Source organism: Intrasporangium sp. Soil_C_50 (assembly GCF_057656595.1).
Map to the genome: position 1 here is coordinate 79,407 of NZ_JBDGKB010000009.1, position 13,374 is coordinate 92,780.

13 protein-coding genes are annotated in these 13,374 nt (G+C 73.0%); all 13 read left to right on the forward strand.

Going from position 1 to position 13,374, the window contains the following annotated elements:
• Nucleotides 1–16 precede the first annotated feature (16 nt).
• Nucleotides 17–1,432 carry a putative lipid II flippase FtsW gene (ftsW, locus tag AC3A5R_RS16890; RefSeq protein WP_487621922.1) on the forward strand — a complete coding sequence of 472 codons (1,416 nt, stop codon included), beginning with the start codon at nt 17–19 and terminating at the stop codon, nt 1,430–1,432.
• A complete protein-coding gene (murG, locus tag AC3A5R_RS16895; protein ID WP_487621923.1) occupies nt 1,429–2,553 on the forward strand; it encodes an undecaprenyldiphospho-muramoylpentapeptide beta-N-acetylglucosaminyltransferase in 1,125 nt (374 codons plus the stop codon). The genes ftsW and murG overlap by 4 nt, the downstream gene beginning before the upstream one ends.
• Nucleotides 2,550–4,010, forward strand: a complete 1,461-nt coding sequence (murC, locus tag AC3A5R_RS16900) for a UDP-N-acetylmuramate--L-alanine ligase (RefSeq protein WP_487621924.1) — start codon at nt 2,550–2,552, stop codon at nt 4,008–4,010. The genes murG and murC overlap by 4 nt, the downstream gene beginning before the upstream one ends.
• Nucleotides 4,010–4,777, forward strand: a complete 768-nt coding sequence (locus tag AC3A5R_RS16905) for a cell division protein FtsQ/DivIB (RefSeq protein ID WP_487621925.1) — start codon at nt 4,010–4,012, stop codon at nt 4,775–4,777. Before murC ends, AC3A5R_RS16905 begins: the two co-directional genes overlap by 1 nt.
• Before the next feature lie 369 nt (nt 4,778–5,146).
• Nucleotides 5,147–6,478 carry a cell division protein FtsZ gene (gene ftsZ, locus AC3A5R_RS16910; RefSeq protein ID WP_487621926.1) on the forward strand — a complete coding sequence of 444 codons (1,332 nt, stop codon included), beginning with the start codon at nt 5,147–5,149 and terminating at the stop codon, nt 6,476–6,478.
• Nucleotides 6,479–6,576: 98 nt separating this feature from the next.
• Nucleotides 6,577–7,335, forward strand: a complete 759-nt coding sequence (gene pgeF, locus AC3A5R_RS16915) for a peptidoglycan editing factor PgeF (protein ID WP_487621927.1) — start codon at nt 6,577–6,579, stop codon at nt 7,333–7,335.
• Entirely contained in the window at nt 7,332–8,105 is a 774-nt protein-coding gene (locus tag AC3A5R_RS16920; RefSeq protein WP_487621928.1) for a YggS family pyridoxal phosphate-dependent enzyme, read from the forward strand. Before pgeF ends, AC3A5R_RS16920 begins: the two co-directional genes overlap by 4 nt.
• Before the next feature lie 43 nt (nt 8,106–8,148).
• Entirely contained in the window at nt 8,149–8,631 is a 483-nt protein-coding gene (locus AC3A5R_RS16925) for a cell division protein SepF (RefSeq protein WP_487621929.1), read from the forward strand.
• 93 nt (nt 8,632–8,724) lie between these two features.
• Nucleotides 8,725–9,009, forward strand: coding sequence for a YggT family protein (locus AC3A5R_RS16930; protein ID WP_076258843.1), 285 nt, complete (start codon nt 8,725–8,727; stop codon nt 9,007–9,009).
• A 173-nt stretch (nt 9,010–9,182) separates the two neighbouring features.
• Nucleotides 9,183–10,394 carry a DivIVA domain-containing protein gene (locus tag AC3A5R_RS16935; RefSeq protein ID WP_487621930.1) on the forward strand — a complete coding sequence of 404 codons (1,212 nt, stop codon included), beginning with the start codon at nt 9,183–9,185 and terminating at the stop codon, nt 10,392–10,394.
• A 199-nt stretch (nt 10,395–10,593) separates the two neighbouring features.
• Entirely contained in the window at nt 10,594–11,718 is a 1,125-nt protein-coding gene (locus tag AC3A5R_RS16940) for a TraR/DksA family transcriptional regulator (RefSeq protein WP_487621931.1), read from the forward strand.
• Between the two features lie 109 nt (nt 11,719–11,827).
• Nucleotides 11,828–12,427 (forward strand): signal peptidase II, encoded by a 600-nt coding sequence (locus AC3A5R_RS16945; RefSeq protein WP_487621932.1) that lies wholly within the window; start codon nt 11,828–11,830, stop codon nt 12,425–12,427.
• Nucleotides 12,420–13,370: an RluA family pseudouridine synthase gene (locus tag AC3A5R_RS16950; protein ID WP_487621933.1), complete on the forward strand. Its 951-nt coding sequence runs from the start codon at nt 12,420–12,422 to the stop codon at nt 13,368–13,370. Before AC3A5R_RS16945 ends, AC3A5R_RS16950 begins: the two co-directional genes overlap by 8 nt.
• The last annotated feature ends 4 nt before the right edge of the window (nt 13,371–13,374 follow it).

Below are 13,374 nucleotides of genomic sequence, written 5' to 3' on the forward strand. Positions count from 1 at the left end.
GTGGGGTGAGCGCGAGGTGAGCACGACCACTTCGACCCGCTCCGGCCGCTCGGGCTCCGGCGGCTCGAAGGGCTTCGGCGGCTCGGCGTCCAACGGGACGCCGGCACGCGGGTCGGCGGCGCAGCGAGCGCGGGCGGCCCAGGCCGCCAAGGAGCGCGCGCGGGCCCGTGCGGAGGCGCACGCCGACGAGGCGAGCCGGTCCGGCGGGGCCCGGTCGCTGCCGATCATCGCCAAGCTCGAGTCGCCGCTGACGACCTACTACCTCATCCTCGGCGCCACGACGACCCTCGTCGTCATCGGGCTCATCATGGTGTTCAGCGCCTCGAGCGTCGAGCAGCTGCTCGCCGACAAGGCCTCGTACACCGTCTTCGCCCGCCAGCTGATGTTCGCCGTCCTCGGCGCGGTCGCGGCCGGGGTCGCCAGCCGCCTCGACGTCAGGAAGTGGAAACGCCTCGCGATGCCCGCGCTCATCGCCTCGGTGGTGCTGCTCGCCGCCGTCATCCCGCTCGGGGTGTCGGTCAACGGCAACCGCAACTGGCTCGCCCTCGGGCCGGTGCAGTTCCAGCCCTCCGAGCTGGCCAAGATCGGCATCGTCCTGGCCGGCGCCGCGATCTACGCGAACAAGGCCTCGCGGATGTCGAGCGTCCTGCACGTCCTGCTGCCCTACCTCGTGCCGATCAGCGCCGTGGTGCTCGCCCTGATCCTCGCCGGCCACGACCTCGGCACGGCCCTGGTCTTCCTCGTCGTCATCGCCGCGATCCTCGCCGTGGCCGGCGCCCCGCTGCGGGTCTTCGTCGTCGGCGGCCTGCTCGGCGCGGCCGGCGTCGCGGCCCTCGTCGCCACGAGCGGCAACCGCGTCAAGCGCATCGCCGACTTCCTCGACCCGACGTGCAACACCAACCCGGACGGCTGGTGCGGCCAGGCGGTGCACGGCATGTACGCCCTCGCCGACGGCGGCTGGTGGGGCGTGGGCCTCGGGGCCTCCAAGGAGAAGTGGGCGTGGCTCTCCGAGGCCCACAACGACTTCATCTTCGCCATCATCGGCGAGGAGCTCGGGCTGCCCGGCACGCTCATGATCCTGCTGCTCTTCGGCATCCTCGCCTGGGCCTGCTTCCGCCTCGTCAGCCGCACCCAGGACCGCTTCGTCCGCATCGCCGGCTCGGGCATCATGGCCTGGCTCATCGGCCAGGCGATCATCAACATCGGTGCCGTCATCGGGCTCCTGCCCGTCATCGGCGTCCCCCTGCCGCTGGTGTCCGCGGGCGGCTCCTCGCTCGTCACCACCCTCCTCGCGCTGGGCGTCCTGCTGTCCTTCGCCCGGGGCGAGCCGGGGTGCCGTGCACTGCTCGAGTCCCGACGCGGGATGATCAGACGGTCGCTCGCGGTGCTGCCCTCGCGCACCCGCGCCCTGTCCTCTCGCAGAAGTCGGTGATCCACCTGTCCTCGCCCACCTCCGTCCTGCTCGCCGGTGGGGGGTCGGCCGGCCACGTGTCGCCGCTGCTCTCCCTCGCCGACGCGCTCCGCCGCCGGCACCCCGACGTGCGCGTCACCGCGCTCGGCACCGCCGAGGGCCTCGAGGCGCGCCTGGTGCCCGCGCACGGGCTCGACCTGCGCGTCGTGCCGAAGGTGCCGCTGCCGCGCCGGCCGAGTGCCGACCTGCTCCGGCTGCCCGGCCGGCTCAAGGCCGCGGTCGATGCAGCCGGTGCGGCGATCGACGACACCGGAGCCCAGGTGGTCGTCGGGTTCGGCGGCTACGTCAGCACGCCCGCCTACCTCGCGGCCCGCCGCCGGGGTGTCCCGGTCGTCATCCACGAGCAGAACGCCAGGGCGGGACTGGCCAACCGGCTGGGGGCGCGCTTCGCCGCCCACGTCGCCACGACGTTCGCGGTCACGTCGCTGAAGAACGCGACGCGCATCGGCATGCCGCTACGCCGGGAGGTGTCGACCCTCGACCGGGCGGGTCGCCGGGCCGAGGCGATGGCGCTGTTCGGCCTCGACGCGTCGTACCCGACCGTCCTCGTCACCGGCGGCTCGCTCGGTGCCCAGCGGCTCAACGACGCCTTCCGCGCGAACGTCGAGCGGCTCAGTGCCGCGGGGGTCCAGGTGCTGCACGTCACCGGCCTCGGCAAGGAGTTCGGCGTCACGGTGCCCGAGGGGGGCGCGCCCTACGTCGTGCTGCCGTATGCCGACCGCATGGAGCTCGCCTACGCCGCCGCCGACCTCGTCGTCGCGCGCGCCGGCGCCAACACCGTCTGCGAGCTGACCGCCGTCGGCCTCCCTGCCGTCTACGTGCCGCTACCCGTCGGCAACGGCGAGCAGCGCGTCAACGCCGCCGACGTCGTCGCGACCGGCGGTGGCCTGCTCGTCGACGACGCCGACCTGACCCCGGAGTGGGTCGCCTCCGAGGTCGTCGCCCTCGCCACCGACCGGCCGCGCCTCGAGCGGATGGCAGCGGCGGCCGCCGCGCTGGGGGAGCGCGCCGCCGACGAGCGGCTCGCCGACATGGTCGACGACGCCGCGGCGGGCACGGGCCGGGCGGGGGCGCGACGATGACGCCCTCGGCCGCCGACCCCTTCGCCGCCGCACGCTTCGACTTCACCGCGGCGGTGCCCGACGCCGCCGACCTCGGACGCGTCCACTTCCTCGCCATCGGCGGGGCGGGGATGTCCGGAGTGGCGCGCATCATGCTGGCCCGCGGCGTCGCCGTCACCGGCAGCGACGCCAAGGACGTCCCGGTCCTCAAGGCGCTCGAGAGCGAGGGCGCGCACGTGTGGGTCGGGTTCCACCCGGCCCACCAGGAACGCGCCGACGCCGTCGTCATGAGCAGCTCGATCCGCGAGGACAACGTCGAGCTCGTCGCCGCCCGCGAGCGGGGCGTCCCCGTCCTGCACCGGGCGCAGGGGCTCGCCTCGCTCATGCACGGTCGCCGAGCCGTCGCCGTGGCCGGCGCCAACGGCAAGACGACGACCACCTCGATGCTGACCGTCGCGCTGCAGGGCTGCGGGCTCGACCCCTCGTTCGCCGTCGGGGGAGAGCTGGCCAAGCACGGCACGAACGCCCACGACGGCGCCGACGACGTCTTCGTCGTCGAGGCCGACGAGAGCGACGGCTCGTTCGTCGTCTACCACCCCGAGGTCGCGGTCGTCACGAACGTCCAGCCCGACCACCTCGACTTCTACGAAACCTTCGAGGTCGTCCAGGCCGCCTACGACGCCTTCGTCGCGACGATCCGTCCCGGCGGCCTGCTCGTCACCTGCCTCGACGACGCCGGCTCGGCCGCGCTCGCCGACCGGGCGCGGGGCGGCGGCACGCGCGTCGTCACGTACGGCTTCTCCGCAGACGCCGACGTCGTCCTGCGCGACCACGAGCAGGACGGCCTCACCGCGTCGGTCGGGCTCACCGACGCCGGCACCGGGCACACGATGACCCTCGCGGTGCCGGGCCGGCACAACGCCCTCAACGCCGCCGCGGCCTACGCCGCGGCGGTCCACGGCCTCGGCCAGCAGCCTGAGCGAGTCCTGGCCGGTCTCGCGTCCTTCACCGGCACCCGTCGCCGGTTCGAGCCCAAGGGCGAGGCGGGTGGCGTCGTCGTCGTCGACGACTACGCCCACAACGCCGGCAAGGTCGCGGCCGTCGTCGAGACCGCGGCTCGCCTCGTGGCCGGCAGCGGCCGCCTGGTCGTCGTCTTCCAGCCGCACCTCTACAGCCGCACCCGTGACTTCGCCACCGAGCTCGGCGCTGGGCTCGCCCCCGCCGACGTCGTCGTCGTCATGGACGTCTACGCCGCGCGCGAGGACCCGGTCCCCGGCGTCACCGGACAGCTCGTCGTCGACGCCGTCCGGGAGGCGCGTCCGGAGGCCCAGGTGCTCTACGTGCCCTCGTGGGGGGAGGTGGCCGGACGCGTCGCGGGACTCGTGCGCCCGGGTGACCTCGTCCTCACGGTCGGCGCCGGCGACGTCACGATGATCGGCCCGGAGGTCCTGCTCGCCCTCGGTCACGAGGAGGCGTGATGCACGACGGGTCGCACGGACGCCAGGTCGCCGGACGCGGCCTGTCGTCCTCGCGCGCCCGCTTCGAGCGTCGGGCCGCTGCGGCGCGCCGGCGGCCCCGGGTCGTCGCGGGCGTCGGCGTCGTCCTGCTCCTCGTCCTCGGCCTCGTCGCGTGGCTCGGCTGGTTCAGCGGAGTGCTGACGGCCACCCAGGTGCAGGTGCGCGGGGTGACCGGCGCCGCCGCGGCGGAGGTGCGCCGGGTCGCGGCGGTCCCGCTCGGCGGTCCGCTCATGCGGGTCGACACCGGCGCGGCCGAGCAGCGGCTCGTCGCCGGCAAGGCGTGGCACGACGTCACCGTGTCGCGCAGCCTGCCCCACACGGTGGTCATCGAGGTGTTGCCACGGCGGGCGGTCCTCGCGGTGCGCACGCCGCAGGGCAGCGTCGACCTCGTCGACGCCGACGGCTTCGCCTTCCGCACCCTCTCCGCAGCCCCCGACGGCGTGCCGCTCGTGCGCTCGAGCAGCGACACGGTGACGAAGTCGGGCGTCGCCGCCGCGCTCCAGGCCCTCACCTCGCTGCCGGCGTCGGTGCGCGGCGACGTCTCCGGCGTCAGCGTGTCGGCGGCCGACCAGGTGAGCTTCACCGTCTCGTCGAAGTCCACGCGCAAGACCGTCGTGTGGGGCGGGGCCGGCGAGGGAGCCCGCAAGGCGCAGCTCGTCACGGTCCTGCTCGGCGAGCCCGGGGACACCATCGACGTCAGCGTCCCCGACTCGCCGGTGACGCGCTGAGGCGCTGAGGCGTTGAGGCGCTGACCGCCGGCGTGTCGACCCCGCCGCGCGCCTGCTCACGCGGCGTGGGACAGTGTGCGCGACACTTGGTACCGGCGTTGTCGGGTGGTGCCGATGGTGCGGATGTGGCCGGTGTGCAGGTGCCTCCGGAAATGCGGCAACCGGCGCGACGACACGCCGCGAGTTGGGTTGATCGACCACCGGCCACGGCATACCGTCGGGGCACTGGTTCCGTGACCAAACCGTAACCCTCAGGTCCACCTTTAAGGTTGGGCCAGCGCAGCACCCGAAGCCACCTCCAGCCGCACCCACCGGACGATCCCGCGAACTCCGCAGTACCGGCACCACCACTCAGGAAGGCCCACTCCCGTGGCAGCAGCACCGCAGAACTACCTGGCCGTCATCAAGGTCGTCGGCATCGGCGGCGGCGGCGTCAATGCCATCAACCGGATGATCGAGGTGGGCCTCAAGGGCGTCGAGTTCATCGCCATCAACACCGACGCGCAGGCGCTGCTCATGAGCGACGCCGACGTCAAGCTCGACGTCGGCCGCGAGCTGACCCGTGGCCTCGGCGCCGGCGCCGACCCGGAGGTCGGCAAGAAGGCTGCCGAGGACCACGCCGAGGAGATCGAGGAGGTCCTCAAGGGGGCCGACATGGTCTTCGTCACCGCCGGGGAGGGCGGCGGCACCGGCACCGGCGGCGCGCCCGTCGTGGCCCGCATCGCCCGCGGCCTCGGCGCCCTGACCATCGGTGTCGTCACGCGCCCGTTCACCTTCGAGGGTCGGCGCCGCGCCAACCAGGCCGAGTCCGGCATCGGCAGCCTCCGCGAGGAGGTCGACACCCTGATCGTCATCCCCAACGACCGGCTCCTGTCGATCAGCGACCGCAACGTCTCGATGATGGACGCGTTCCGCTCCGCCGACCAGGTGCTCCTGTCCGGTGTCCAGGGCATCACCGACCTCATCACGACGCCCGGCCTCATCAACCTCGACTTCGCCGACGTCAAGTCGGTCATGCAGGGTGCCGGCTCGGCCCTCATGGGCATCGGCTCGGCCCGCGGCGAGGACCGCGCCGTCCAGGCCGCCGAGCTCGCCATCAGCAGCCCGCTGCTCGAGGCCTCCATCGACGGCGCGCACGGCGTCCTGCTCTCGATCCAGGGCGGCAGCGACCTCGGCCTCTTCGAGATCAACGAGGCCGCCCGCCTCGTCCAGGAGGCCGCGCACCCCGAGGCCAACATCATCTTCGGCGCGGTCATCGACGACGCCCTCGGCGACGAGGTCCGGGTCACGGTCATCGCGGCCGGCTTCGACGGTGGCGGCCCGACGCGTCGGGACGACGACCGTGCCCTCGGCCAGGTCATGGGCCGGTCCACTTCGTCCGCCGCGCCCGCCCACCAGGGCAACCACCAGGCGCAGCAGCGTCCGGCCCAGCCCGCGCAGCAGCACAGCAACGGCGTCGCCGCCCAGCCCGCAGCCCAGCCGGTGCACCAGCAGCCCGTCCACCAGCAGCAGCCCGTCCAGCAGCAGGTGCACCACCACCAGCAGCCCGCCGCCCCGCAGCAGCTGCCGACGCAGCAGCCGGCGGCCCCGCAGCACCAGGGCCAGCAGCCGCCTGCAACCCCCCGCCCCGCCCAGCAGCCCCCGCGTCAGGTGACGTTCGAGGACAGCGACGAGCTCGACGTGCCCGACTTCCTCAAGTAAGCCGGAGAGGCAGGCGGCACGAGCAGGACCTACCGACGGGAGGCGCCGACGCGGCGCCTCCCGTCGGCGTTCCCCGGCCGGCCGATAGGTTGAGCCTCGTGTTCTTCTGGCGATCCGGACCCCATGACGACCCGACGGCCGCAGCGGGGCCCGGTCGCCTCGACCTCGCGTTCACCGGCCGGTCGGCCGGAGAGGGACGGGCGCCCTACACCGGCCTCAACCTCGGTGGGCACGTGGGTGACGACCGCGCCACCGTCGAGGCCAACCGGACGGCGCTGGCCCGCGAGGTCGGCGTCGCGCGCGAGCGGCTCCTGTTCATGAACCAGGTTCACGGGACCCACGTCGTCGAGGTCTCCGGGCCGTGGTCGGGCGAGCCGCCCGAGGCGGACGGGATCGTCACACGCGCAACAGGACTCGCGCTCGCCGTCCTCGTGGCCGACTGCGTGCCCCTGCTGCTGCACGACGCCGAGGCGGGCGTCGTCGGGGCGGTCCACGCGGGCCGTCCGGGGATGGTCGCGGGAATCGTGCCGAGGGCTGTGGCTGCGATGCGCGATCTGGGGGCCGGCCGGGTGCGCGCCACCGTGGGGCCGTCGGTCTGCGGCCGCTGCTACGAGGTGCCCACCGACATGGCACGGACCGCAGCGGGTGTGACGCCCGCCGCGGCGGCGCGCTCGTGGCAGGGCACCCCGGCCGTCGACGTCGCAGCCGGTGTCGTCGAGCAGCTGGCCGACGCCGGTGTCGAGGTCGAGTGGGTGGCGGGGTGCACCCGCGAGGACGCCGACCTCTACTCCTACCGCCGCGACGGTACGACGGGCCGGTTCGCCGGCGTCGTCGTGCGCCGGGAGGTGCGCGCGTGAGCGCGCCGGGCCTCGGCGGTGTCGACCCCGACGCGCGTCGCAAGCAGCTGCGCGCCTCGCTCGCCGCGGTGCACGGACGCATCGAGCGGGCTTGCGCCGACGCGGGTCGCGACCCGGCCGGGGTGACCCTCGTCGTCGTGACGAAGTTCTTCCCGGCCTCGGACGTGCTGCTCCTGCACGAGCTCGGGGTCCGCAGCTTCGGTGAGAACCGCGACCAGGAGGCAGCCGAGAAGTACGCGCACGTGCGCGAGGCGCTCGACGAGCAGGCCGGGGGAGCCGCCGACGGGGCCGACGCACCCGTGCTCCACTTCATCGGCCGGCTCCAGGGCAACAAGGCCGCGCACGTCGCGCAGTACGCCGACGTCGTCGAGAGCCTCGACCGGGCCACGCTCGTCGCCGGGCTCGCCAAGGGCGCGCACCGGGCCGGGCGTCGGGACGGCGACCTCGAGGTCCTGCTGCAGGTCAGTCTCGACGGCGACACGTCGCGTGGGGGAGCGCTGCCCCAGGACCTCGAGGCGATCGCCGCCGCTGTCGAGGGTCAGCCGGCCCTGACGCTGCGCGGCCTCATGGCGGTCGCCCCGCTCGGGGCCGACCCCGACGCGTCCTTCGCGGCCCTGCACGACCTCGCCCGCGACCTGCGCCGGCATCACCCCGGCGCGAGCTGGCTCTCGGCCGGCATGAGCGGCGACCTCGAGGCGGCGCTGCGCCACGGCGCGACACACCTGCGTGTCGGGACGGCAATCCTCGGTTCACGCCCGTCACTTCTGTAACGTCGGCAACGATTCAGCACGATCCGAACGTTGGGAGCCGGCCATGGCAGGGGCACTGCGCAAGACGATGGTGTACCTCGGACTGAGCGAGGAGGACCAGCGTCACGAGAGGTACGACGACTACGAGGCGTACGACGAGCCCGACCGCTACGACGACGAGCCGGAACACACCGCGGCCGTCACGCAGCTGCCGACGCGTCGCCCCGTCGCGGCCGTCGTGCGTGAGCCCGAGGTCGGTGGCCTCAACCGCATCACGACGATCCACCCGCGCACGTACAACGAGGCCAAGAACATCGGCGAGTGGTTCCGCGACCAGGTGCCGGTCATCATGAACCTCTCCGACATGGACGACGCCGACGCCAAGCGTCTCGTCGACTTCGCGGCGGGTCTGGTCTTCGGCCTGCACGGCACGATCGAGCGGGTCACCTCCAAGGTGTTCCTCCTCTCGCCGGCGCACGTCGAGATCGCGGCCGACGAGCCCGAGGCCCCGTCGCCCTCCACCCGCGGCTTCTTCAACCAGAGCTGACGCGGCGGCCCGGCCACCCTCGGACCCCCACGCACAGCGACCCCACAGCACCCCGATTGCTCGGGATGCGGCCGCATCGGCGACACTGACCTCATGGACGCGTTCTGGACGATCTACGGAGTGGTCGTCTTCACCTTCTTCATCGCCCTCATCGGACGCTTCGTCCTCGACTGGGTGCAGATGCTCGCGCGGTCTTGGCACCCCACGGGCATCGTGCTCGTCCTCGCCGAGGCCGTGTACACCGTGACCGACCCGCCGCTCAAGGCGCTGCGCAAGGTCATCCCGTCGCCGAACCTCGGCGGAGTCAGGCTCGACCTCAGCTTCCTCGTCCTCATGCTGCTCACGTCACTGGCACTCAACGTCCCCAGCTTCTTCTGACCGCGGGACGGGCTCGCCCGCCGGCCGAGCCCGCCACGAGGACAGGCGAACCCGGGCCGCGAGCCGGGCGGCACGTGGCACACGACACGCACCGCGCCGGGCACGGCTTTGGTTCGTGACCGGAACGTTAGATACCTTGGACCCGAACCACTACGTCTGCATCGAGGTGAGACATGGCGCTTACGCCGGAACAGGTGCTCAACAAGCACTTCCAGACCACGCAGTTCCGCCGGGGCTACGAGGAGCGGGACGTCGACGACTTCCTCGACGAGATCGTCGCCGAGATGCGCTCTCTCATCGAGCAGCGCGACGACTACCTCAAGCAGCTCAACGACTGCCGCGCGTCCAAGAACCAGTCGGCGGTGCGCGCCGATGGTGCCACGGCCGCGATGCCGGCCGTCGGACGACCCGGTGACGACGCGAAGCTCGGCGGGCTGACGGCCAAGATCCAGGACGCCGAGCGCGCGTTGAAGGCCGCCCAGGACCGCGCCGCCAAGGCGAAGGCCGAGGCCGACAACGCCGAGCGCACCGCCAAGGAGCGCATCGAGCGGGCCCGGGCCGAGGCCGAGCGGGCCGAGACCGCCGCGAAGTCCGCGGTCGACTCCAAGGCCCTGAGCGACGCCCAGGCCAAGCTCAACGACCTCAACACCAAGGTCGCCGACGCCGAGTCGCGCCTGTCTAAGTCGCAGGAGAGCGCTCGCGAGGTCGAGGCCCGCCTCGCCAAGTCGCAGGAGATCGCCCGGGCCGCCGAGGAGCGCGCCGCGCGTGCCAACGCCGACGCCGAGGCCGCCGCCCGCACTCAGCCCGCCGCGGCCGCCGCCGCAGCAGCGCCCGCGGGCAGCACCGACGCCGCCGGTGTCATCGCGCTGGCCCAGCGCCTCCACGACGAGCACGTCGCCGCCGGCGAGACGCGTCGCAACGAGCTGATCTCAGAGGCCGAGAACCGCCACCGCGACCTCATCAACACCGGCCAGGCCAAGCACGACGAGCTCATCAACGCCGGTCAGGCCCGCCACGAGGAGGCGACGCGTCAGGCCGAGCAGATCGCCGCCGCCGCGACGGCTCAGCGCGACCAGATGATCGCCGAGGCCACCTCGCAGCGCGACCGGATGCTCGCCGATGCCGCGACGAAGCGCGACGAGATGCTGACCGAGGCGCGCGAGCGCTCGACCGGCATGGTTGCCGAGGCGCAGCAGCGCAAGGCCCAGCTGCTCGAGGAGCTCGACAAGCAGAAGTCGCTGCTCGACCGCAAGATCAGCGAGCTGCGCGGCTTCGAGAAGAGCTACCGCAGCAACCTGAAGAACTACATCGAGGGTCAGCTGCACGACCTCGACAGCAACGTCCAGGAGCCAGCGCACGCCGGCGCCGGTGACAACCAGGGCTGAGGCGCACCCTCCGCCTGTCCTCGAGACACGCAGACAGACGCACACGCGGGCCGACCGGGAACCTTCCCGGTCGGCCCGCGTTGTACGTGCTGGGTGACTCTTTGTGCCCGTGCGCGTTTCGTGTTTGTGCGGGACCCGCGCGGGGCCTATTGTCAGCCGCACTTGCAGCGTCGACGGCACGAGCGACGGAGGTGACGCCATGGCGGCGAAGAGGACGGCGGCGGTGACGACCGCAGCGAAACGGGCGGTGACGGCGGTGGGTCGCACGGCCAGAGCCGCCGCGACCAGGGCGACTCCCACGAAGGCCACCACCAAGGCCACCACCGAGGCCACGACCAAGACCACGACGAAGTCCGTCCCGAAGACCGGGTCGAAGACCACGGCGTCCAAGACCACAGCCACGAAGGCTGCCCCGTCGAAGACCACCTCGAAGGACGCAGCGACGAAGCCTGCGACGAGGGCTGCGGCGACGAAGGCGGCGGGCACGAGGGCCGTGGCCACGAAGACGGCGCCGGCGAAGAAGGCCGTGGCGAAGAAGGCCACGGCCAAGAAGGCCGTACCGGCGAAGACCGCGGCGAAGACCGCGACGAAGGCGACCGCATCGGCGAAAACCCCGGTGAAGAAGACCGCGGTCAAGAAGACTGCGGGCAGGGCCTCGACGCCGACCGGCACGAGGACCCCGAAGACGACCACGAAGGCGCCCTCGAAGCCGACCACGAAGACGGCGCCGAGGGCGTCAGCGACCAGCACGGCGCCCCGGCGCACCAGGACCACCCGGCCGACCGCCCCTCAGGGATCGGCCGCACGACCCGAGAGGGCAGCAGTGACGACGACCAGCCCCACCACCGGCACGACCGGCACCCGGAGCGCGACGAGCGCCAGCAGCCGGGCCAGGACCGGTACCTCGCGCACGAGCGCGAAGAAGATCGCCGAGACGCTGCGCGTCAAGGACGACGAGAGCCCCTGGAGCGAGGAGGAGATCGCGGAGGTCCGCGGTGTCCTGCTCGAGGAGATCGACCAGCACCGCGCCGAGCTCAAGATCGCCGAGGACGAGCTCGACACCTTCCTGCGCTCGTCCGGTGACGGCGCAGGCGACGACCAGGCCGACGCCGGGGCGAAGACCGCCGAGCGCGAGCACGAGATGTCCGTGGCGGCGAACGCCCGCGCCGGGCTCGTCCAGGCCGAGCACGCCCTCGAGCAGCTCGAGGCGGGCACCTACGGTGTGTGCGAGAACTGCGGCAACCCGATCGGCAAGCTTCGACTCCAGGCCCGTCCGCGTGCGACCCTGTGCTTGTCTTGCCAGGAGAAGCAGGACCGCCACTGAACGACGCCGCCGGTGCGCCCAGCCGCACCGACGCACCAACCCGGGACGCGGCGCCGACCCCAGCCCCCCTCACGGGGCGGGAGCCGGCGCCGCGTCCGACCGAGAGACCGTGAGTACCGAGAACAGCGCACCGCCCACCGCGAGGACCACGTCCGAGCGCCCGTCCCCGACCCGACGGAGGCGGCTGTTCGCGATGCTCGCCGTCGTCGCCGTCCTCGCCTACGCCAGCGACCAGGTCACCAAGGCCATCGCGCTCGCGACGCTGTCCGACGGCAGCCCGCGCCCGTTCATCGGCGAGCTCATCCGCTTCAAGCTCATCGGCAACCCCGGCGCAGCCCTGTCCCTCGGGGCGAGCAACACGTGGGTCATGACCGGCATCGCCCTCGCGGTGCTCGTCGCGATCGTCGTCGTGGCCCGCGACCTCGGCTCGCGCGCCTGGGCCCTCGCCCTCGGCCTGCTCCTCGGCGCCGCCATCGGCAACCTCACCGACCGCTTCGTGCGTGCGCCCGGCGGCGGCCAGGGGCACGTCGTCGACTTCATCGACTACCACTGGTTCATCGGCAACGTCGCCGACATCTGGATCGTCGGGGCCGCCGGTCTCGTCGTCATCCTCGCGATGCTCGGTATCGGGGTCGACGGCCGCCGAGACCGCGACAAGCGCGCCACCGAGGCGTCGGCCACCGAGAGTGCGGAGCGCGACGATGACTGAGCCCGTCTCCGTGGGGGAGGCCCGCACCGTCCTCGTCCCCGACGGTCTCGAGGGGGAGCGCGTCGACTCCGGTGTATCGCGCCTCTTCGGGGTGTCGCGCACCAAGGCCGCCGAGCTCGCCGCGGCGGGTCACGTCGCGCAGTCCGGGCGGCCGGTCGGCAAGTCCGAGCGGCTCGTCGCCGGGGCGATGCTCGAGGTGTCGCTGCCGCGCGCCGAGGCGAGTCCCAGCCTGCAGGTCGTCGCCGAGCCGGTGCCGGGCATGCGCATCATCCACGACGACGACGACCTCGTCGTCGTCGACAAGCCGGTCGGCGTCGCGGCGCACCCGAGCCTCAACTGGACCGGGCCGGACGTCGTCGGCGGCCTCGCCGCGGCCGGCTACCGCATCTCCACCTCCGGCGCGCCGGAGCGCCAGGGGATCGTCAGCCGGCTCGATGTCGGCACGTCGGGCCTGATGGTCGTGGCCAAGAGCGAGTACGCCTACAGCCGCCTCAAGCACCTGTTCCGCAGCCGGCAGGTCGACAAGACCTACCACTCGCTCGTCCAGGGACTGCCCGACCCGCTCGTCGGCACCGTCGACGCGCCGATCGGACGGCGCCCCGGCGCCGAGTTCAAGTTCGCCGTCATGAGCACCGGCAAGCCGTCCGTGACGCACTACGAGGTGCTCGAGGCGTTCCGGTACGCGAGCCTGCTCGAGATCCACCTCGAGACCGGCCGCACGCACCAGATCCGCGTGCACCTGGCCGCACTGCACCACCCGTGCTGCGGCGACCCGCTCTACGGCGGCGACCCGACGCTCGCCGCCCGCCTCGGCCTCGACCGCCAGTGGCTGCACGCCGTCGGGCTCGGCTTCGAGCACCCGGGCACGGGGGAGTACGTCCACTTCGAGAGCCCCTACTCGGACGACCTGCAGCACGCCCTCGACGTCGCCGCGACCTTCTGAGGAT

What these genes read in the sequence shown, in the direction of transcription:
- AC3A5R_RS16940 (WP_487621931.1), top strand. Translation starts at nt 10,594, where the DNA reads ATGGCGGCGAAGAGGACGGCGGCGGTGACGACCGCAGCGAAACGGGCG.
- AC3A5R_RS16925 (WP_487621929.1), top strand. Translation starts at nt 8,149, where the DNA reads ATGGCAGGGGCACTGCGCAAGACGATGGTGTACCTCGGACTGAGCGAG.
- AC3A5R_RS16935 (WP_487621930.1), top strand. Translation starts at nt 9,183, where the DNA reads ATGGCGCTTACGCCGGAACAGGTGCTCAACAAGCACTTCCAGACCACG.
- AC3A5R_RS16930 (WP_076258843.1), top strand. Translation starts at nt 8,725, where the DNA reads ATGGACGCGTTCTGGACGATCTACGGAGTGGTCGTCTTCACCTTCTTC.
- AC3A5R_RS16950 (WP_487621933.1), top strand. Translation starts at nt 12,420, where the DNA reads ATGACTGAGCCCGTCTCCGTGGGGGAGGCCCGCACCGTCCTCGTCCCC.
- AC3A5R_RS16905 (WP_487621925.1), top strand. Translation starts at nt 4,010, where the DNA reads ATGCACGACGGGTCGCACGGACGCCAGGTCGCCGGACGCGGCCTGTCG.
- murC (WP_487621924.1), top strand. Translation starts at nt 2,550, where the DNA reads ATGACGCCCTCGGCCGCCGACCCCTTCGCCGCCGCACGCTTCGACTTC.